At 60.3% G+C, this 17,626-nt stretch carries 26 protein-coding genes; 17 read left to right on the top strand and 9 right to left on the bottom strand.

The window, feature by feature from the left end; all coding sequences use genetic code 11:
- The first annotated feature begins 106 nt into the window (after positions 1-106).
- Both HGI47_RS22805 and HGI47_RS21420 read left to right on the top strand, forming a co-directional pair.
- A complete protein-coding gene (locus tag HGI47_RS22805) occupies positions 107-340 on the top strand; it encodes a cytochrome P450 (protein ID WP_240950363.1) in 234 nt (77 codons plus the stop codon).
- Entirely contained in the window at positions 337-669 is a 333-nt protein-coding gene (locus HGI47_RS21420; RefSeq protein ID WP_370521818.1) for a cytochrome P450, read from the top strand. The genes HGI47_RS22805 and HGI47_RS21420 overlap by 4 nt, the downstream gene beginning before the upstream one ends.
- A gap of 3 nt (positions 670-672) precedes the next feature.
- Here HGI47_RS21420 and HGI47_RS21415 read toward each other — a convergent pair whose 3' ends face one another.
- The gene (locus HGI47_RS21415) at positions 673-1,200 is read right to left on the bottom strand and encodes a carboxymuconolactone decarboxylase family protein (RefSeq protein WP_168854792.1); all 528 of its coding nucleotides are present in this window, start codon (positions 1,198-1,200) and stop codon (positions 673-675) included.
- 212 nt (positions 1,201-1,412) lie between these two features.
- Between HGI47_RS21415 and HGI47_RS21410 the strand changes: the two genes are divergently transcribed.
- From HGI47_RS21410 to HGI47_RS21395, 4 genes are all read left to right on the top strand, one after another.
- A complete protein-coding gene (locus HGI47_RS21410) occupies positions 1,413-2,144 on the top strand; it encodes a nitroreductase (RefSeq protein ID WP_168854791.1) in 732 nt (243 codons plus the stop codon).
- A gap of 21 nt (positions 2,145-2,165) precedes the next feature.
- A complete protein-coding gene (locus HGI47_RS21405; protein WP_168854790.1) occupies positions 2,166-2,339 on the top strand; it encodes a hypothetical protein in 174 nt (57 codons plus the stop codon).
- A 21-nt stretch (positions 2,340-2,360) separates the two neighbouring features.
- A complete protein-coding gene (locus HGI47_RS21400; RefSeq protein WP_168854789.1) occupies positions 2,361-2,606 on the top strand; it encodes a GMC oxidoreductase in 246 nt (81 codons plus the stop codon).
- Positions 2,607-2,912: 306 nt separating this feature from the next.
- Entirely contained in the window at positions 2,913-4,187 is a 1,275-nt protein-coding gene (locus tag HGI47_RS21395; RefSeq protein WP_168854788.1) for a fatty acid--CoA ligase family protein, read from the top strand.
- 58 nt (positions 4,188-4,245) lie between these two features.
- Here HGI47_RS21395 and HGI47_RS21390 read toward each other — a convergent pair whose 3' ends face one another.
- The gene (locus HGI47_RS21390; protein WP_240950361.1) at positions 4,246-5,037 is read right to left on the bottom strand and encodes a 2-oxo acid dehydrogenase subunit E2; all 792 of its coding nucleotides are present in this window, start codon (positions 5,035-5,037) and stop codon (positions 4,246-4,248) included.
- Between the two features lie 23 nt (positions 5,038-5,060).
- Here HGI47_RS21390 and HGI47_RS21385 point away from each other — a divergent pair, with 23 nt between their 5' ends.
- Positions 5,061-5,885, top strand: coding sequence for a thioesterase family protein (locus HGI47_RS21385; protein WP_168854787.1), 825 nt, complete (start codon positions 5,061-5,063; stop codon positions 5,883-5,885).
- An 82-nt stretch (positions 5,886-5,967) separates the two neighbouring features.
- Here the strand turns inward: HGI47_RS21385 and HGI47_RS21380 are convergent, their stop codons facing one another.
- Positions 5,968-6,216, bottom strand: coding sequence for a hypothetical protein (locus tag HGI47_RS21380; protein WP_168854786.1), 249 nt, complete (start codon positions 6,214-6,216; stop codon positions 5,968-5,970).
- Positions 6,217-6,261: 45 nt separating this feature from the next.
- Entirely contained in the window at positions 6,262-6,774 is a 513-nt protein-coding gene (locus HGI47_RS21375; protein WP_168854785.1) for an enoyl-CoA hydratase-related protein, read from the bottom strand.
- 166 nt (positions 6,775-6,940) lie between these two features.
- Between HGI47_RS21375 and HGI47_RS21370 the strand changes: the two genes are divergently transcribed.
- From HGI47_RS21370 to HGI47_RS21360, 3 genes are read left to right on the top strand one after another with little or no spacing between them, the layout of a single operon-like run.
- Positions 6,941-8,485, top strand: a complete 1,545-nt coding sequence (locus tag HGI47_RS21370) for a class I adenylate-forming enzyme family protein (protein ID WP_370521819.1) — start codon at positions 6,941-6,943, stop codon at positions 8,483-8,485.
- Between the two features lie 22 nt (positions 8,486-8,507).
- Complete coding sequence (locus HGI47_RS21365; RefSeq protein ID WP_168854783.1) at positions 8,508-9,341, top strand: SDR family NAD(P)-dependent oxidoreductase; 834 nt, start codon at positions 8,508-8,510, stop codon at positions 9,339-9,341.
- On the top strand, positions 9,338-10,549 hold the full coding sequence (locus tag HGI47_RS21360) for an MFS transporter (protein ID WP_168854782.1): 1,212 nt from the start codon (positions 9,338-9,340) through the stop codon (positions 10,547-10,549). Before HGI47_RS21365 ends, HGI47_RS21360 begins: the two co-directional genes overlap by 4 nt.
- Before the next feature lie 53 nt (positions 10,550-10,602).
- On the opposite strand, the gene HGI47_RS21355 is transcribed toward HGI47_RS21360, so the two are convergent.
- From HGI47_RS21355 to HGI47_RS22460, 4 genes are all read right to left on the bottom strand, one after another.
- The gene (locus HGI47_RS21355; RefSeq protein ID WP_168854781.1) at positions 10,603-11,562 is read right to left on the bottom strand and encodes a nitronate monooxygenase family protein; all 960 of its coding nucleotides are present in this window, start codon (positions 11,560-11,562) and stop codon (positions 10,603-10,605) included.
- 4 nt (positions 11,563-11,566) lie between these two features.
- On the bottom strand, positions 11,567-11,848 hold the full coding sequence (locus HGI47_RS22470) for a hypothetical protein (RefSeq protein WP_206066350.1): 282 nt from the start codon (positions 11,846-11,848) through the stop codon (positions 11,567-11,569).
- A 162-nt stretch (positions 11,849-12,010) separates the two neighbouring features.
- The gene (locus HGI47_RS22465; RefSeq protein WP_206066349.1) at positions 12,011-12,598 is read right to left on the bottom strand and encodes a hypothetical protein; all 588 of its coding nucleotides are present in this window, start codon (positions 12,596-12,598) and stop codon (positions 12,011-12,013) included.
- A gap of 15 nt (positions 12,599-12,613) precedes the next feature.
- Positions 12,614-12,760 carry a hypothetical protein gene (locus tag HGI47_RS22460; RefSeq protein ID WP_206066348.1) on the bottom strand — a complete coding sequence of 49 codons (147 nt, stop codon included), beginning with the start codon at positions 12,758-12,760 and terminating at the stop codon, positions 12,614-12,616.
- Between the two features lie 303 nt (positions 12,761-13,063).
- Here HGI47_RS22460 and HGI47_RS21345 point away from each other — a divergent pair, with 303 nt between their 5' ends.
- On the top strand, positions 13,064-14,269 hold the full coding sequence (locus HGI47_RS21345; RefSeq protein ID WP_168854780.1) for a cytochrome P450: 1,206 nt from the start codon (positions 13,064-13,066) through the stop codon (positions 14,267-14,269).
- Here HGI47_RS21345 and HGI47_RS21340 read toward each other — a convergent pair.
- Entirely contained in the window at positions 14,248-14,823 is a 576-nt protein-coding gene (locus tag HGI47_RS21340) for a TetR/AcrR family transcriptional regulator (protein WP_168854779.1), read from the bottom strand. The genes HGI47_RS21345 and HGI47_RS21340 overlap by 22 nt on opposite strands.
- Positions 14,824-14,884: 61 nt before the next feature.
- Between HGI47_RS21340 and HGI47_RS21335 the strand changes: the two genes are divergently transcribed.
- The 6 genes from HGI47_RS21335 (at position 14,885) to HGI47_RS21310 (ending at position 17,456) form a co-directional block, all read left to right on the top strand.
- The gene (locus HGI47_RS21335) at positions 14,885-15,868 is read left to right on the top strand and encodes a phytanoyl-CoA dioxygenase family protein (RefSeq protein ID WP_168854778.1); all 984 of its coding nucleotides are present in this window, start codon (positions 14,885-14,887) and stop codon (positions 15,866-15,868) included.
- 210 nt (positions 15,869-16,078) lie between these two features.
- Positions 16,079-16,432: a serine hydrolase domain-containing protein gene (locus HGI47_RS21330; protein ID WP_206066347.1), complete on the top strand. Its 354-nt coding sequence runs from the start codon at positions 16,079-16,081 to the stop codon at positions 16,430-16,432.
- Positions 16,429-16,788, top strand: a complete 360-nt coding sequence (locus tag HGI47_RS21325) for a serine hydrolase (RefSeq protein WP_240950359.1) — start codon at positions 16,429-16,431, stop codon at positions 16,786-16,788. Before HGI47_RS21330 ends, HGI47_RS21325 begins: the two co-directional genes overlap by 4 nt.
- A gap of 13 nt (positions 16,789-16,801) precedes the next feature.
- Positions 16,802-17,038, top strand: a complete 237-nt coding sequence (locus HGI47_RS21320; protein ID WP_206066346.1) for a hypothetical protein — start codon at positions 16,802-16,804, stop codon at positions 17,036-17,038.
- Positions 17,039-17,104: 66 nt separating this feature from the next.
- Entirely contained in the window at positions 17,105-17,269 is a 165-nt protein-coding gene (locus HGI47_RS21315; RefSeq protein WP_168854775.1) for a rubredoxin, read from the top strand.
- A 7-nt stretch (positions 17,270-17,276) separates the two neighbouring features.
- Entirely contained in the window at positions 17,277-17,456 is a 180-nt protein-coding gene (locus tag HGI47_RS21310) for an NAD(P)-binding protein (protein ID WP_168854774.1), read from the top strand.
- Positions 17,457-17,626 lie beyond the last annotated feature (170 nt).

Below are 17,626 nucleotides of genomic sequence, written 5' to 3'. Positions count from 1 at the left end.
GAAAACAGGCTGCGTGGGTGCATCAAACCTCTCCGTCCAATGCCCCGAATGAATCACAGCAAAGACCTCAACGCGAGGAGTTTTTGCGGGTGTCCATCTGGCGCATGTGGAGGTCGATGACGAACATCTGCCCGATGAAGTCCTGACCGACTTTTTGCGCCAGCTGATGAATGCCGGCGGAGACACGACCTATCGGGGTACCGGCGTGTTGCTGACCTGTCTGTTGAACCACCCCGACCAAATGGAGGCCGTGCGCGCCAATCGCGAACTCGCCCGCAGGCGATCGAGGAAGCGCTGCGCTGGGACGTCCCTGTTGCATCAACCTTTCGTTTCGCTGTGAACGATGTCGAGATTGGCGGAAAAGTCGTCCCTGCGGGATCGATGGTCAATGTCGTGCTGGGGTCAGTCAACCGAGACTCATGCAAATATGATGATCCGGATCGCTTCGATATATTCCGCGACAAAACTGCGCGCACCATGCCGTTTGCCAGCGGCCAGCATGTGTGCGTCGGCCAGCACCTTGCCCCGGTGGAAATGGCACGCGCACTCAATGCGGTGCTTGACCGACTGCCCAACCTCCGGCTCGATCCGACAAAGCCCATCCCTCAGATCAGGGGCAATCTGCTGCGCGTTTCTGACCATCTACACGTCTGCTTTGATTCCGCCTGACCATCAGCTGTTGGCGGCGGCATGCTTCCAGACCTCCGCCCCATGCACGGCGTCAATCTCCAGTTCGGCCACTTCTGACACCCGCACGATCAGCATGTAGATGCCGATGACGTGGATAGCCTCGACGATCTGCCGGTCGTCGTAAAAGGCTGCGACGGCATCGAAGACTGGCGGATCGACACGGACGGTCCTGACCGTCTGGCGGGTAAACGCGAGCAGCGCGCGCTCGCGATCGGTAAAAGCCGGATCGGCAAAACGGTCATCGGCAATCGCGGCCACCGTCGCATCGTCTATGTCCATTGCGGCCGCGACCTGCAGATGCTGGGCCCACTCATAGGCACCCCGATCAAGGTGGAGCACGGCCAGGATGATGATTTCTCGTTCGAGCGGAGGCAAGCTGGTGTCGGTCATCATCGCGCGGATCAGCCTGGTCATGCCAGGCTGCAGAGTCTCGGCCTGTGCCAGCAGACGTGACAGGTTCAACTTGGCGCTGGGCGAGGATTCATAAGCGGCGCGCTGTTCGCGCGTCATGTCCTTGGGCTCCACCAGCGCAATGCGACTGCTTGGAATTCTGTCGCGGTTATGGTCACTCTCATTGCTGAATTATGTTGGCGGCATCGGTCTATCCACGGCAAACGGTGCCTAAGTGGCGCCTAAAGGCAAGACAATCATATTACATCGATATATGATTAATGTTGTCCTCTTGGTAATTCTTGCAAAATGACAGGAAAGGAAGGGACGTGGTGACTGGAGCTGCTGCTGCATATGCCGAAATTGTCGCGGGTCGACGCAGCATTCGGGGCTATCTGCCCAAGTTGGTCGAAAAATCGGTGCTCCGCGAGATCATTCAGCTGGCCATGCGGGCGCCTTCGTCCCTCAATTCGCAACCGTGGAATTTCTACGTTGTGACCGGGGAGCCGCTGGACCGAATTCGGCAGGGCAATACCGAGCGAAATCTGGCAGGCGTACCGTCATCGCGCGAATTTCGCGGGAGCGAGATGTACGAAGGCGTCCATCGCGAACGCCAGGTCGGCATTGCCAAGCAGTTGTTCGGCGCGATGGGCATTGCCAGGGAGGACAAGGCCGCGCGGACCGACTGGGTCCTGAGAGGCTTTCGTCAGTTCGATGCGCCGGCGTGCATCATCGTCACCTATGACCGGGTGCTGATGGACAGCGATGTCCCTCCGTTCGATTGCGGCGGCGTGACCAATGCGATCGTCAACGCCGCATGGTCACGGGGCCTTGGCTGCGTCATCAACAGCAAGGGGATCGTGCAGTCGCCTGTGGTCCGCGAACATGCCGGCATTGCAGACGATCAGGTGATCATGATCTGCATCGCCATCGGCTATCCCGATCCCGACTTTCCGACCAATGCCGTCGCCTCGTCCCGCAAATCGGTAGACGAGGCTGTGACCTTCGTAGGGTTCGCGAATCAGGCCTATTCGATTTTGGCCAGCAGCGTACCGACCTCATAGGTCTCGCCGACTGCCGCGATGATGCAGACGCGGCCCGAAGCACGGCTTTCGACCTCGTTGGTCGATTTGGTTGCCGCCTGCAAGCTGGTCGAATCTGCGTTCCAACCGCCTGCACTGGCGCAGATCATTACTGGGCCGGTTTGCCCCGCACAGATGCCCACAAGCGATCAGGAATGGCGCGACTATATCCGCTAGGGTGCGGGCATAGGTTATCACATGGTTGGCACCTGCTGCATGGGGAGCCTGGATGACTCTCTCGCCGTGGTCGACCCGCAGCTGCAGGTTCGCGAAGTCGAGGCGCTGCGCGTGGTCGATTCATCGGTGATGCCGGAGCCGGTATCGGCCAATACCAATGCCCCCACCAGCATGATTGCGGAGAAATCCGCCGACATGATCCGGCAGGAAACTGACGCAAGCCAGACGGTTCAGCAAAAGGTACTTACACACATATATTTAAATTAGATAAATGTATTTTACGGCTGGCGCGTTATGGCCAGACACACAAGGCCGCTGCCGAAAGTCCATCGGCGGTATCCGCAACATTCACGTTGCGAACAGGCTTTCAGGAAAGAGATTGGGCATGTCCAAGCTCGGGACAATCATCAAAGGTGTAATGCGGCAGGATGGCGCGGCACCCGCAATCGAATATCGCAACCAATGGTTTACCTGATCCGATCTGACCGGCGTTGCCGATCAGTTGGAGGCCGTTTTCCAGAAGCACGGGATTTGACTTGGCACGCGGATCGCCGGTGTTTTACGCACACCCCGATGGTTGCGGCAGCGATTGTTGACGTCATCATTACCGAACGGTGCATCGTCACGCTCAACCCGATGCTGCCGGACGAAAATCTTGCGAACGACATTCGGGCCCTCAAGGCACCGGTTATCCTGGCGCTCGCCGAGGACTGGGCTCGGTCCGAAGTGCGGGCTGCAGCGCTGGAAAGCCAGGCGCTTTACATAGAGCTGCCTGCTGACAGGGTCCAGTCCGTGCGCGTGCTCCAGCCTCTGGGCGACAACGAGTTCAGGGTAGATGCGCAAGGCGTCGGCATCGAGATGCTGACCAGCGGCACAACCGGAACGCCCAAGCGCATCCCTTTGGAATCGAGAAACTTTGCTCGCATGATCCTTGATGCGGCTGTGTTCGAGAGCCGGACCGCTGGGGGCATTCCGCCGCTTCGCAAATCAGTGGCGATCCTCAATACGCCTTTCTCGCAAATCGGTGGCCTGTTCGGACTGTTCACGTGTCTGTCGGCCGGGCGCCGAGCCTGCATGCTCGACCGGTTTCAGGTGGAGCCGTTTGTCGATGCGATTGAACGCCATCGACCCAAGACGGTCAGTGCACCGCCTTCCGGTCTGCGGATGATCCTGGATGTCGATGTGCCGGAGGAGAAGCTGGCAAGCCTGGTGGTCTTTCGTACCGGCGCTGAGCCTCTCGACCCGGATCTTGCCGAGGCGTTGAACGAGCGTTACGGAATTCCGGTGCTGCAGAATTACGGTGCCACAGAATTTGCCGGTGGCGTTGCCGGCTGGACGCTGCAAGATTTCAAGGATTTCGGCGCGTTGCGTCGCGGCAGCGTCGGTCGGATGAATCCGGGCGTCGAGGGAGGCGTGTTAGATGCCGAGACCGGGGAGCCAGCCCCCTTCGGCCAAAGCGGCCTGCTGGAACTGCGCGGCAGCCACCTGGGCGATGGCACCAACTGGATGCGTAGCAATGACATAGCGAGGATGGACGCAGAGAACTTCCTCTGGATTTTGGGGCGCGCCGACAACGCGATCATCAGGGGCGGATTCAAGATCATTCCCAACGACGTGGTCCGCGCGACGGAACCGCATCCGGCGGTGCGCAAGGCCTGCGTTATCGCGCAGGATGACCCACGCCTCGGGGAGGAGCCGGTCGCGGCTCATCTGGTCAAGACCGAACACCTGCTAGCGGCAGAAGACCTGCGCGTTCACCTGCGCCAGTGCCTCGCTCCCTACCAGGTGCCGGTCCGGTTGATGCAGCTGGCCGAGATGCCGCGCACGCCATCCATGAAGGTCAGTTAGCCTGAGTTGTGCAAACTGTCCGAGGCCGCCTGACAAAGCCGGCCTTGCGGCAAGCCGATCAGCGCAGCAAATATTGTGGTTGCCCAAGCCTTTCGGCGACATAGGCGGTAAAGCGCGCCGCCTCGGCACCGTTGATAACTCGGTGATCATAGCTCAGCGACAATGGCAGCATTGTGCACCATTCTAAGCCCCCATCTGCGCCAAGGACTGGGACCGGCCGCGCTTTCGACACGCCCATCACGGCGACCTCCGGGGCGTTGACGATGGGGGTGAAGCCGGTTCCCCCGATATGACCCAGCGACGAGAGGGTCATACACCCGCCCGACATTTCCTCCATCGACAGCCCCTTGTCCCGCGCCTTGGCCGCTAGCACGCCAAGTTCGTCGGCAAGTTCGATGGCGGATTTCCGATCGCAGTCGCGCAGTACCGGAACGAGCAGGCCGCGCGGCGTATCGACCGCTACACCGATATGGCAATATTTCTTGACGATCAGCTTGCTTTGATTCGGGTCTAGCGAGACGTTGAACTGCGGATATTGCTGCAACGCGTCTGCCAGCGCCTTGACCAGCAGCGGCACGATCGTGAGCTTTACGCCGCTGGCAGAATTGTGGGCCTTGCGGGCGGCTTCCAGTGCTGTGATATCGGCATCGTCATGATGGGTGACATGCGGAATGGCCACCCAGTTGCGCCCCATATTTGCAGCGACAAACCGCTGGATCCGGGGCAGGTCGCCGATCTCGACCTCGCCAAAGACCGAAAAATCACCAGTCGGCCACGCGGCCAGGCCCTTGAGCAAATCGGTCATCGTGTGTTTCCTCGTTCTGCACGCCAAATGCTTGCCATTAATCATATAACTAAGTTAGTAGATGCTCGATGTCTAGTCGTCTGCTTTGCCCGCTAGAAACCGTGTCCGATGGGCGATGGCTGCTGCACATTGCGGATTCGTGCAGCACGGGCGTTGCCGGGCATCGGTACTTGTTCGGTGGCAGTGGTCTGGCCGCGATCATCGGCGTGCTGGAAGCGGCTAGCGGCATGGTCGCCTTGCGCGCCGAAGTGCAGTTCCTCGCTCCGGTCCCGGTAGGCACAAACGTCGTGTTCACCGCATCGGTGGTGGGCGCTGGCCGCCGGATCAGCCATTATCGGATTGAGGGTTGGCACGGGGAGCAGATGGTCCTTGCCGGTAGCGGTTCGGCAGGGCAGAGCAATCCGCCATCCGCTTCGCGCCTGCAATGGCGCAAGATGCCATGCGCTTCGCCGCCGGAACATTGCGCGCGCGTAATCGCGCATCACCATGCGGAGGAGGATATTCATGGCAATCTGGATATCTGCGTCGCCAAAGGAAGATTCGGCATATTCTCGCGAGAACTGGCATCGGCAGATGGTCAGGTGCTGGCATGGTTGCGACCGCGCGATGGCATTGCCGATCACCAAGCCTTGGCCGTGATGGCGGACTTCGTGCCTTCCACGATCGGAAACGCGCTGGGCGTCAGGGCAGGAGGCAACAACCTCGACAATCAGGTGCGCCTGCTGCAATGCCTTGAGACCGAATGGGTGCTTGGCGAATATTCAATAGACGGTTTGGCCGACGATATAGCCTACGGCCATGTGCATCTCTTTGCTCAGGACGGCCGCTTGATGGCGACCGGCAGTCAGACGTTCAAGGTTCGCAGGATCGCGCGCCAGAATGATCTGAAATGAAATGGTTTGCTTCCCGCCTTGGGATTCATGGCAGAACAGCAATCTCGACCGGGCGCTTAATTCCATCGACAGAGAACAGGGTCTAGAATCCGGCATCGGGAAACGCGGGCAGGCGCTTTTCGCGAAAGGCGCTGATCCCTTCGACAAGGTCCGGCCACATTAGCGCCTTGTGGATGCCTTGGGTTGCATGATCGATGCTTCGCGTCAGCACATCGCACAGTGCATCCAGCAAGTGGGCCTTGATGTAACGGGTTGACCGCGGCGAGACGGTCTCGGCAAGGATCGCGGCGGCTGCATTGGCCTCTTCGAGAAAATCGTCTGAAGTAAGCAAGCGAGAGGTCAGGCCCCATCACAAGGCTTCGTTAGCATCGACGGGTCAGCCACATAGAAGCATGTCACTTGCACGGCCAAGTCCGACGATGCGTGAGAGCAGGTAGGTCATCGGCCCTTCCGCGATCAAGCCCATGCGGGCGAAACTGGCAATGAATTTCGCCTGCGGGCTGGCGATGCGGATGTCACCTGCGAGCGCCAGCACAAGGCCGGCACCTGCGCATGCGGCATTTACAGCGGCGATGACTAGCTTGGGAATCGCCATCGGAATGGTGTAGCGCGTGCGGTATTTCTCAGGGGCGCTGTCAAATGCGTCGAACACGGCAGGATCGGATCCTCCAAGACGGGCGCGGTCGCTGCGCACTTCGTCCAGTCGGTCCATGCTGGCCCCGGCACAAAAGCTTCTTCCCGCACCCGTGATCATGATCGCGCGGATCTGGGGATCGGCGCCTGTCTCGGCGAAAGCCATGTCGAGCAGCGCCCCCATCTGGGCATCGATCGCATTCAATCGCTCGGGTGCGTTCAGCGTAATGATCGCCAACCGGCCCTGCCGCTGCACGATGATTGGTTACGATGCCATTTTCTCTCCCCTCCCAGATTGACTTGCCCGCAATGTAGCGCCACACTCACGAAACATATAACTAATAAATAGGATTGGGGCGTTGAAAGTCTTTGATTACGAGGCCTGTGGCCTCAAGCCGCCACCTGTTCGTACTGCCCCACCCGTGGGACCACCGCACCTTGCCAATCTTGTCAGCCTTGCTGCTGGCCGCGCACCGGATGATGAGGCTCTCGCCGATCCGAGTCGACGCTTCACCTTCCGTGAACTCGACAGCGCCGTCAATCGAGCCGCCCATTTCCTGCTGAGCGAGGGGGTAGCGCCGGGCGATCGGGTCGCCTGCGCCATGCCCAACAGATGGGAAGCGGTGGTCGGATTTTTTGCTGTCATGCGCATCGGGGCCGTGTGGGTCGGCATCTATCGCATCCTGCCTGTATCGGACAAACGCCATATTCTGGGCCATTCAGGCGCGCGTTTGCTTTTGGCGGATGCTGACACCGCAGCGGAGATCGGGGCGATTCGCGCCGATCTGCCGGATCTTGAGAATATCGTTGCCGTCGATTGTGATTCCTCGTGGGTCGCAGCGATCGCGGCTGGGGCCGACACATTGCCCGAACTCGCGATTGATCTGTTCGCACCTGCGGCCATCATGTATATCAGCGGGACGACCGGGCTGCCCAAAGGCTGCGTCTACAGCCAGCACAACATTGTGACAGTGGCCGCTGCCGCATCGGCACATGGTCTGATGAGCCCCGATGCCAGACGTGTGACGGTGCTGCCAATCACCATTACCAACGTCATGATCCTGGGTCCTGTGATCGCCTATTGGAATGCCAAGGCATTCATTCTCGGGGTGACGACGAAGATCGGTCCAATGGTCGAATGGCTCGTGCACGAGCGGATTGGGCAATGTGCTTTCGTGCCGACCATGATTTATGATCTGCTCCAGCATGATCTCGATTTGCCGCTCGGCTTAGTGGTCGGAGCGGGCGGCGCTCCGATTTCCCAGACTCTGCAGTCAAACTTTCATGCGCGCTTTGGCCAGCATGTTCAGCCAAGCTACGGCCTGACCGAAGCGCCGACGGTCGTCGCATCGCCGCGGGACATGATGACGCCAGAGGGCGCATCGGGCTTTGCGCTTCCGCATCTTGACCTCGCGATCCGTGATGCCGAGGGCAGGGAGTTGCCGCCGGGCGAGGTTGGAGAGATATGTTTCGCGGCGGTAAGGTCGGGGCGCTGGGCGCATGTTTATGCTCCGCCGCTCGGTTATTGGCATGAACCCGCAAAGACCGCCGCTTTGCTGGTGTGTGATGTCGTTCATACTGGCGATGTTGGCAGTGTGGATGCTGATGGTTGGCTGACCGTTGCCGACCGCAGTTCCGAGTTGATTCTGCGCGGCGGGTCCAACGTTTGCTCGGCCGAGATCAAGAAGATGCTCAACGCCTGCGACGCGCTTGCAGATTGCGCAGTTATTGGCAGGCCTGATGACCGGCTCGGCATGCGCACACTCGCGGGGATTCAGCTTGCAGATCAGCACGGCGATCGTGAATTGGTGCAGCCCGATCTCAAGGCTCGCTGCACGCAGCAACTGGCTCGGTACAAAGTCCCGGACGAATGGCATTTCGCCAAAGCCTTCCCCCGCAATGCAATTGGCAAGATCGTAAAGCCTTGGTTGCGCGAGCTGATGTCCTCGCCCCCAGCCATTGCCTGAATTTCATGCCGAGGAGCCGCTGATGCCCAGACCAACGCAATTCCATCGCCGGGTCGACGGCTGGGGTGCCATCGTGACCGGCGCAGGATCGCTTGGCGAGGGCATCGGCACCGGCAAGGCCATTGCGCTTCTGCTCGCTGCCGAAGGTGCAAGGGTGGCGCTGTTCGACCTCGACGCTGACCGCGCTGAGGAAACGCTAGCGGAAATCGCCGCGAGCGGTGGCGAGGCCAGGGTCTTTGTCGGCGATGTCACCGATGCCGGACAATGCCTGGCGCTGGTCGGTCAGGCGGCGGATTGGCTGGGCAGGCTGGACATCCTGGTCAACAATGTCGGCATGGGTGCCGCCTCCGGGCGGCTGCACGAAACCTCGCCCGCCGATTGGACACGTGGCATGGCGATCAACTTGGAGAGCGCGGTCAACATGACCCGTGCCGCTGTACCGCATCTGCTGGCAGCCAAGGGCAGGGCGATCGTCAACATTGCCTCGGTGGCGGGGCAGCGCGCCCATGGCAGTGGCAGCTATGGCGTGGGCAAAGCGGCAATGATCCAGCTGACGCGTGAAGTGGCTGTGATGTACGGAGCTGACGGCTTGCGCTGTAACGCAGTGGTTCCTGGCCATATCATGACGCCGCTTGTAGCGAAATTTGCCTCACCGGATGCGTGCAGAACCCGGCGATTGATTGCACCATTGGCAATCGAGGGCGATGCTTGGGACGTGGCGCAAGCGACCTTGTTCCTCGCCGGTCCTGAATCCCGATTTATCACCGGTGCCGCGCTGCCGGTCGATGGCGGAGTGACCCAGATCGGCCCGCTGGCCGCGCATGAGGCCGTTGTCGGCCGGTCGGCAACCCGATGAACGGAGATGACCTGACCCGCTGGCAACAGGCTGGCATTCTGTTCGCTGCAACGATCGGCATTGCAGTTGCGGGGGTCCATTTTCACGTGGTCGGCGCGATGGTGAAGCCCCTTGGCGATGCCTACGGCTGGTCGCGCGGAGACATCGCCTTTGCTCTGACCATCACAGCAGCGCTGCATCCGTTCACCAATATATGGATCGGCACGATGGCGGACCGTTATGGCCCACGTCGTGTCGCGCTACCTGGCATTGCCTTGTTCTGCATCGGCTTTTCGCTGCTGGGCCTAGCCGGTCCGCAGCTATGGACTTGGTATGCAGCCTATGGCGCCTTTGCCGTCCTCGGTGCGGGTGCTAGTTCGGTCGTGTTCACCATGGCCGTCGTTCAATCTTTCACTGCGCGGCGGGGTCTGGCGCTGGCGGTGTCATTGGCGGGGGCGGGCCTGTTCGTCTCGCTGGTTCCTTCGATCGTGATTGCGCTTGAGCGGTTCGCCGGACTTGGCGGAATTTATCCGTTGCTCGCGCTTGCGGCCTTTGCCCTGATGTTTCTCCCGGCCTGGCTGTTCTTGCCTGTCACAGGCTCTGAAGGTCGAGCTTCGGCAGAACCGGCCTCGAAGCGCGCAGGCTGGCGCGATGTAATCGGGTTTGGTCAGTTGTGGCGGCTCGCCTTGGGGCTTCTTGCTATTGCCTCATGCGTCGGGACCTTCATTGTCCATTTCCAGCCGATGCTCGCCGATGCAGGGCTGATGCGCGATGAGGCTGCGCGTGTCGCGCTTTTCATCGGCCCTGCCATGATTGCGGGCCGGATCGTCACAGGGCTGCTGTTCGACGTGCTGCCGACGCGACTGGTGGCGACCGTCGCTTTCTCGCTGCCGGGCATCGCATGCCTGTTGCTGGTACTTCTGCCACTCGACACGACGACGGCCAGCCTTCTCGCGCTGCTGATCGGTATTGGCATGGGGAGCGAGGTCGATGTGGTGGCCTATCTGTCGAGCCGCTATTTCGGGCTTGCCGGTTATGGCGTGGTTTTCGGCATCCTGATCAGTGCCTATGGCCTTGCGGTGGGCATGTCATCCTGGCTCGTGGGCAAAGTCTATGACGCGACAGGAACCTATGATGACGTGCTGATGGTCCTTGCCGCTGCCGTCGTCGGTGCGATCCTTCTGGTCTTCTCGCTCGGCAGCCCGCCCGAAGCTGAGACGTCAGTATAAAATTGGGCGGTGCCTTGCGGTCACCGCCCGATCTCGGGTTAACCAACTGATATTCAGAAAGCTGGCAGGTCAAAGGCCCTGGAATATTCTTCGCGCAAGGGATCGACGAGTTCTGCCACCAAGGGGGTGTCGTCGATCAGATCGATGCCGTGGCCAGCCGACCACAGATTCTTCCACGGCTTGACGCCAGCGGGCTGGTGGTCGTGCCGCATGCCCTTGCCCAGCGGCAAGGGCAGGTTGCCCGGATCCAGCCCGACCCGTTCCGTTGATCTGATCAGCCAGTTCGCGGGCACACGCGCAACCTTGCCCGTGAACATCAGATCGCTGGAGGTGCACTCGACCAGCATCTGGTGATAGGCCAGATCGACTGCGGCTTCACAGGTGGCGATGAACCGGGTGCCCATATAGGCAAGGTCGGCGCCCAGCACCTCTGCGGCCCGGATCGCGGCCCCGGTCGAGATGGAACCGTCCATCAATAGCGTGCCGTCGAATATCTCGCGGATACGCGGGACAAGGACCAGATGGCCGATATTGCCCGAATGACCGCCGCCGCCTGCACCCACGCAGGTCAAACAATCGACCCCCGCTGCAATGGCCTTTTTGGCAAAGCGCATCGAAACAACGTCATGCCAGATCAGGCCGCCCCAATCGTGGACCTGCCGGGCGAGATCGGTCGGATCGCCAGTAGCGCTGATGGTGATTTCAACGCCGTATTTTCCGCACAGCTCCAGATTGGCGCGCAGTTCGTCATCCGGGATCCGGGTCGCCAGATTGACCGCCAGCGGTGCGACGCACGCATGGCGATGGCTGTCCGCCTGCCGATTGAGCCTTTCGCGAAACTGCTGGAGCCAATGCTCGAACCCTTCGATGTCCCGCACATTCGCACGGGGCAAGGCACCGATGACGCCTTCGCAGCACGCCTCCGCGACGAGCTCTGAGCCGGACACCAAGGACATCAGGGCACAGACGGCCGGCAGCGACATGCGCTGCTGGAAGCTATCGGGAAGCGCCATGGTCTCAGCGCCTTGCCGTCAATTCGTTGTGCCGCGCCCACATGTGATTGACCTTGGCCTGGAGCTCTGCTGGGAGCCTAGGCAGCGAGGGAATTCCGCTCTCGCGCGAGGGCAGCAGGATCGAACCGCGACCCTTGACCGTTTCTTCGCCACGCTGGTTGGTCATGCGGAAAGCAACATCGACAATCTTGAGGCCGTTTTCCTCGCGCTTGCCGGTCACCTCGCCGGTGATCATCTGGGTGTCGCAAATATAGTTGAACTTCCAGATCTCGTCATATTGCTGCATCACTCAGCCATCGTCACCGCACCAGTCGGAGAGATGGTGGAAGATGTAGTTTTCCCGCATCATGCCATAATCATAGGCCATCGGGTTGCTACTCTGCTGCGCCCAGGCCGGGTCCCAGTGAAGTCGCTGCGCAACATCGGGGATGCCCTATTCGTTCTTCACTTAGAACGCCGCGATGCGCTTGCGATTCTTGTAGGCCATACGTCCCACCGTGGGTGCATAAGGGATGAAGCCATAGCCACCGGCGTGGAAGCAGACGACATCGGTGACGGTCAGCGGCCCCTTGGCCATGGTGCCCAGCGACTCGCCGATGCCTAGAGCCTCGAAAAAGCGCTTTTCGGCACCGCGTACCACCTCGTTGGCATAGACCTCGTCGATCTTTGCAATGTTCTCGTCGGTATAGGTCTGCGGTTCGATGGCGCTGTATTTGCCCTTTTTCGCGGCAATCTTGCGCTCGGTAAGGATTCGCAGCGTCTTGTAAACGCCCACCACCTGCTGACGCTGGTTGAATTTCACCTCGCGGCTGATTTGAATGACGTTTTGCCCGGCAAATTCGGACGGATTGACCGACACGTTCTCCTGGCCCTTGAAACTGTAAATCGTATCGCCGGGGAAGGTCGGGTTGTAGAATTCCCATTCGCCACCAGACACGAAGACGTCAATCCCGCTGAACAGGCTTTTGGTCCGCGTCTTGATCTCGTCTGGAATTGGATCGCCCTTGAGCGGCGTGTTGATGATCCCAGCCATCATGGACGGTGCGATGACCTAGCCCCAACGCGTGCCCGCCGTATAGGCGGGATGGCAATAGAGCGGATTGTCGTTGCCCACGCCAGCGGCGAAATTGCCGATGTTATCGACCTGCGCGGTTCCAATATCTTCCTGGTGCCGCACCGCGAGGTCGATGCCCAGCAACAGCTTGGCACGTTCGATATCGTCATCGGTCAGCGTCTATTGCGTGGCCTTTTCCCAATCCTTTTTCACATCGTCGGTCTGCGCCCGTGCAGACATTGTTCACCCACCCCCTAGACGCACAAGCTATATACACGATTAGAAGCCGCAGGGGCGGGCTTGGCAAGCGGGTATCCCGCAATGCCGTTATTGCATGAATTTCGCGCTAAATGATATATAGGTTTATCTTGCCTTTTTGCGCGTGTTGCTTATGCTGTCTGGCATCTCGAGACCGTAAAAAGCGGTGGCAAGGCAAAGGAGAATGGATTGGGCCTGAAGGTTGATTCGATTCCAGGCAATGTTCCGGAGCACCTCATCGTCGATTTCGATTTTTTCGACCTCGCAGGCAAGGCCGATGATATCCAGACTGCCTGGTCGACGCTGCATCAGGGGCCAGACATTGTCTGGACGCCGCATAATGGCGGACACTGGATCGCCACCCGCGCCGAGGATTTTGATGTAATCCAGGTCGATCACGAGCATTTCAGCCATCAGAACTTCAATCTTCCGCGCAACACTGTCGATGCGACCGCGCTGCCGCTGGGCCTAGATCCGCCCCGTCACACGCCCTATCGCAAACTGCTCATGCCGACCTTCATGCCCAAGGCGCTCAAGGTGCTGGAAGATATCGCGCGCGACACGGCCCGCAAACTCGTTGAGGACATCGCGCCGCGCCGCAAGTGCGAGTTTATCGAGGACTTTGCCAAGGTTCTACCGATCAATGTCTTTCTGGGCATGGTGGATCTGCCGGTTGAAGACCGCAGTTTCCTGCTGCCATGGGCCGAGGTCGCGGTCCGCTCCAGCGATATTGAGGAGCGGATGGCCACCCATATGAAGATGCACCAGTATCTTGCCCCCTATATCGACGAGCGCATGGCGCGGCCGGGGCACGATATCATCAGCGTTATCGCCCAGGGTGAGATAGATGGACGACCGATCACCCGGGAAGAGGTCTTTGGCATGTCGGTGCTGTTGTTGTTCGGAGGGCTCGACACCGTGGCATCGCAGCTCGGCTTCATCGCGCACTTCCTCGCGACCCGACCGGAGCATCTGGCCCAGCTTGCGGCCAATCCGAAGCTTAACCAAGTGGCGTGCGAGGAGCTTATTCGCCGCTTCGGCTTGCCCAACACTGCGCGTGTGCTGACGATGGATTATGAATACAAGGGCATCGAGTTCCGCAAGGGCGACATGATTCAGTTGCCCAAATGCCTTTACGGGCTGGATGATCGCATCAATGATCGCCCGTTCGATGTCGATTTCAGCCGGAAGCCCTCAACCATCCGGCATTCGGCCTTTGGATCGGGACCACATACATGCCCCGGCGCGGTATTGGCGCGGCGCGAGATCATGGTGTCTTTCGACGAATGGCTTTCACGTATTCCGCATTTCAAATTGCAGGCTGACAAGCCGGTGGTCATGGCTTCCGGTCCGGTCAATGGGGTGCTGGAACTTCACCTCGAATGGGACGCCTGATCATGCCCCTTGGCCATGGCAGCCACCAGCTGGCAAATCATGGCCATCATGTCTTCCCGGCTTTGGGCGGCGACCCGGCATCCGCGCGCGGCCAGGGCCAGGGTACGACCCGCAATATCCGCCGTATCGTCGGTCAGCCCGCCATCGCGCCGGAAATAGCCAGCGAGAAACTCGGCCAACTCATCGTAGATCTGCCGGACGGCCGCAAAGCCCAGATTGTCCATGTCACGCGCCTCGGGGTGCAGGGCATGAACATCGAACACACTCTCGTTCCAGCCGATGCATATCGAAAGGAGCCTCGCATGGAGGCCGTCCTGCGCCGATGCCCGCTCGGCGAAACAGGCGAGTTGACGGCGGTTTAGGGCAATAACCAGCGCCGAGAATATCTCTTCCTTGCCGGGAAACAGGAGATAGACCGCCGGGCGGGACATGCATGCGGCCTCACCGATCATGCCCATCGTGGTGCGAGCAAATCCGTGGCGCATGAATACGCCTTCCGCCGCATGCAGCAGCGCCGCCACCCGCGCCTCCCGATCGGTCGCCTCCTTCTTCATGCAATTTTCCTGACAGATTCTGTCAGAATGTCAAACGGAACAACAGCCAGGAGACGCCCGGATGGCCGTGCTGTCGCTTGAAATGCCCGACGCACCCGACCTTGATATAGAGACGGTCAAGGTTAGTCGCGAACTGGAATCTGCCAATCACTTGCTGGGCAACCGCGACGCGCTGATGCGCTTTCATGACAGCCAGGGCTATCTGCTGTTTCGCGATGTGCTCGATCCCGAGGCGCTGGCGAAGGCGCGCGCCGCGATGTTTGCCGTGATCGAGCGCTATGGCGTGATAGTGCCAGGCGCGGACGAACCGGTATGGGCCGGCAAAGCCTTCCCGCCCGGAATGGAGGAAAGCCCCGAATTTGCCGGCATAGCGCGTCAGCTGGTCGATCATCCGGCCAATATGCAGCTGATGGAGAACATCCTGGGTGAGCCCGCGGCGATGGTGCCGATCGTGCAGTATCGCATCTATCCCCCCGGTGGTCCCGTGACAGGGGTGCATCAGGACGGGTTCTTCACGCCGGGCGTGATGAACTACAAGCCGGTCTGGATGCCTATTGTCGATATTGATCGCAGCATGGGCGGGCTGATGGTTGCGGTGGGCCAGAATCACCGTGGCTACTTCCACAATCTTGCCAAGGCACCCCGCTGCCCCATTCCCGATGGGGTCATCGACCCGGACTCCTGGGCCACAACTGACTATCGCGCGGGCGACGTGCTGGTGATCCATCCGGCAGCGCCGCATGCCAGCCGCCCGAATCTGTCGAACCGCGTCCGCGTGTCGATTGATACGCGCATCCAGTCGGCACACGATCCCAGGGTTCTGCTGGGCACCGTGACCGGATGGACAGCCGACAGCATCGCGCTGGCCACCGAGCATGGGGAGCGCCGATTCACTGTGGATGACTCCACCTTCATCCGCATTCTGCACCCCGGTACACGCATTCCGACCGTTGATTTCGCTGCCAGTGTCCAGATGGGCATGCCGCTGACCGTGGTGTTTGACGGCGACCATGCTGAAACCCTGCGCAAGGCATCAGACAACTGACCATCAGCGACTGCCAGAATGGCTTTGGCATAATATCAGAAAGTGTCATTGTGTCAGCGCAAGCATCGTGAGAGGGCATATGCGGCAGGAACTGCCAGTGATGGCAACGACGGACGGTATCGAAGCTGCCATGGCGGCGGCGATCCAGTCCAGCCAGGAGACCGGTCTCCAGGTCGTTGCCTATCATCGTTGTCGCAAGGTCGTGCACCTGTGCATGGGGCAGCTGATCCTGCCACTGGTCGCCCGGTCGAACCGGAAACGCTGTTCAATGTGTTCAGCGTCACAAAGGCGGTCACTGCCACCGCGCTGCACATCCAGGATGAGCGCGGACTGGTGGACTATGATGAGCCGGTCGCGATCTACTGGCCGGACTTTGCCGCGAACGGCAAGCAAGGGGCAACGGTCAGGCATGTGCTGACCCATCGGGCTGGCGTGCCCCAGATGCCGGTGGACGTCACGGCTGAAATGATGTGCGACTGGGCAGCGATGGCTAGCGCAATTGCCGCGCTGCCGCGCTGCCGCCTTTGGCCCCGCCCGGCGAGAAGACGCATTATCAGTCGATGACCTTCGGCTGGATGGTGGGAGAAATTGTCCGCCGGACTGCTCCTGAGCGCCGCGATGTCCGCCAGTTCGTTGCAGACGAGCTTTCCGCGCCGCTTGGCCTGACCGATCTTTTGCTGGGGATTGACGATTTAGCCGAAGCGCACGTTGCGGGGCTGACAGATCGCAATGCCGATGATCCGCCACCGCCGCTCGCGACGCTTTACAGCCAGTCGATGCCACCGGCTGTCGCACTGGTGCCTTCTGTGTTCGAGTGGGCCGATGTCCGCCGCGCCTGCATTCCAGGGGTCGGCGGCATCTTCAACGCCCGCGACGAAGCACGCTTTTGGGGCGATGCTGGCAGAGGGTGGATCGCTTGATGGTGTCCGGCTGATGTCGCCCGAGCGTGTTGCAGGCTTTTCGAACATCCGCGACAATGGCGACGAACCCGATCCGGTGATGTTCGGCATTCCGATCCCGATCACCTGCGGGGGCTATTGGCTGGGCGGCCACCGCGTCAGCTCGCCGCGTGCGATCTGGCATCCGGGGGCAGGTGGCTCGATCGGCTGGGCCGATCCGGACGGCAGTCGCCATCTTTCACAACCGCATGTACAACGCGCGGAACCCTGAACAGGACCCGATCCTGCCGATCAAACAAGCGATCATGCGCGCCGTCGGCATCAAGGAGCAGGCGGCATGAAGCGCTGGATGTGCATGAATTGCGGCTGGGTCTATGACGAGACGCTCGGCGATCCCATGGGTGGTATCCCGCCCGGCACCGCCTGGGAGGACATTCCCGACGACTGGAAATGCCCCGATTGCGGGCTCGGCAAGGCCGCGTTCGAGATGACAGAAATCTAGGCACGCTATGACTTGCGACTTCTTAATCATCGGTGCGGGCTCTTCAGGCTGCGTGCTGGCAGACCGTCTCAGCCGATCGGGCCGGCATCGGGTGCTGCTAATCGAAATCGGTCCCATGGACGACAGCTCACTAATCCGGATGCCACGCGGCTTCGGCAAGACGCTGGTCGATGGCAAGCTGACCTAGACCTATGTTGCTGCAAAGACCGGCGGGTACAACCAGCCCGAATATTGGTTGCGCGGCAAGGTGGTCGGTGGATTTAGAGTCCTCTAGCAAGGAGGAACCCCTCCGACTTCAGTCGGATACTGGCTTCAGCCACAGACTCGCGTGGTAGCCTGTAACCTCGGGAAAAGCGG

Source organism: Novosphingobium sp. ERN07, from assembly GCF_012641335.1.
In the GTDB taxonomy this organism is placed as follows: Bacteria; Pseudomonadota; Alphaproteobacteria; order Sphingomonadales; family Sphingomonadaceae; genus Novosphingobium.
Note: the sequence above shows the minus strand (reverse complement) of the source record. Positions and strands in the feature narration are given on the sequence as shown.

Coding starts and splice junctions, on each gene's coding strand:
- HGI47_RS21415 (WP_168854792.1), bottom strand. CDS start 1,200: ATGACGCGCGAACAGCGCGCCGCTTATGAATCCTCGCCCAGCGCCAAG.
- HGI47_RS21405 (WP_168854790.1), top strand. CDS start 2,166: ATGCAGACGCGGCCCGAAGCACGGCTTTCGACCTCGTTGGTCGATTTG.
- HGI47_RS21400 (WP_168854789.1), top strand. CDS start 2,361: ATGGTTGGCACCTGCTGCATGGGGAGCCTGGATGACTCTCTCGCCGTG.
- HGI47_RS21395 (WP_168854788.1), top strand. CDS start 2,913: ATGGTTGCGGCAGCGATTGTTGACGTCATCATTACCGAACGGTGCATC.
- HGI47_RS21390 (WP_240950361.1), bottom strand. CDS start 5,037: ATGATTAATGGCAAGCATTTGGCGTGCAGAACGAGGAAACACACGATG.
- HGI47_RS21385 (WP_168854787.1), top strand. CDS start 5,061: ATGTCTAGTCGTCTGCTTTGCCCGCTAGAAACCGTGTCCGATGGGCGA.
- HGI47_RS21365 (WP_168854783.1), top strand. CDS start 8,508: ATGCCCAGACCAACGCAATTCCATCGCCGGGTCGACGGCTGGGGTGCC.
- HGI47_RS21360 (WP_168854782.1), top strand. CDS start 9,338: ATGAACGGAGATGACCTGACCCGCTGGCAACAGGCTGGCATTCTGTTC.
- HGI47_RS21355 (WP_168854781.1), bottom strand. CDS start 11,562: ATGGCGCTTCCCGATAGCTTCCAGCAGCGCATGTCGCTGCCGGCCGTC.
- HGI47_RS22470 (WP_206066350.1), bottom strand. CDS start 11,848: ATGCAGCAATATGACGAGATCTGGAAGTTCAACTATATTTGCGACACC.
- HGI47_RS22465 (WP_206066349.1), bottom strand. CDS start 12,598: ATGATGGCTGGGATCATCAACACGCCGCTCAAGGGCGATCCAATTCCA.
- HGI47_RS21340 (WP_168854779.1), bottom strand. CDS start 14,823: ATGAAGAAGGAGGCGACCGATCGGGAGGCGCGGGTGGCGGCGCTGCTG.
- HGI47_RS21335 (WP_168854778.1), top strand. CDS start 14,885: ATGGCCGTGCTGTCGCTTGAAATGCCCGACGCACCCGACCTTGATATA.
- HGI47_RS21325 (WP_240950359.1), top strand. CDS start 16,429: ATGACCTTCGGCTGGATGGTGGGAGAAATTGTCCGCCGGACTGCTCCT.
- HGI47_RS21320 (WP_206066346.1), top strand. CDS start 16,802: ATGTCGCCCGAGCGTGTTGCAGGCTTTTCGAACATCCGCGACAATGGC.
- HGI47_RS21315 (WP_168854775.1), top strand. CDS start 17,105: ATGAAGCGCTGGATGTGCATGAATTGCGGCTGGGTCTATGACGAGACG.
- HGI47_RS21310 (WP_168854774.1), top strand. CDS start 17,277: ATGACTTGCGACTTCTTAATCATCGGTGCGGGCTCTTCAGGCTGCGTG.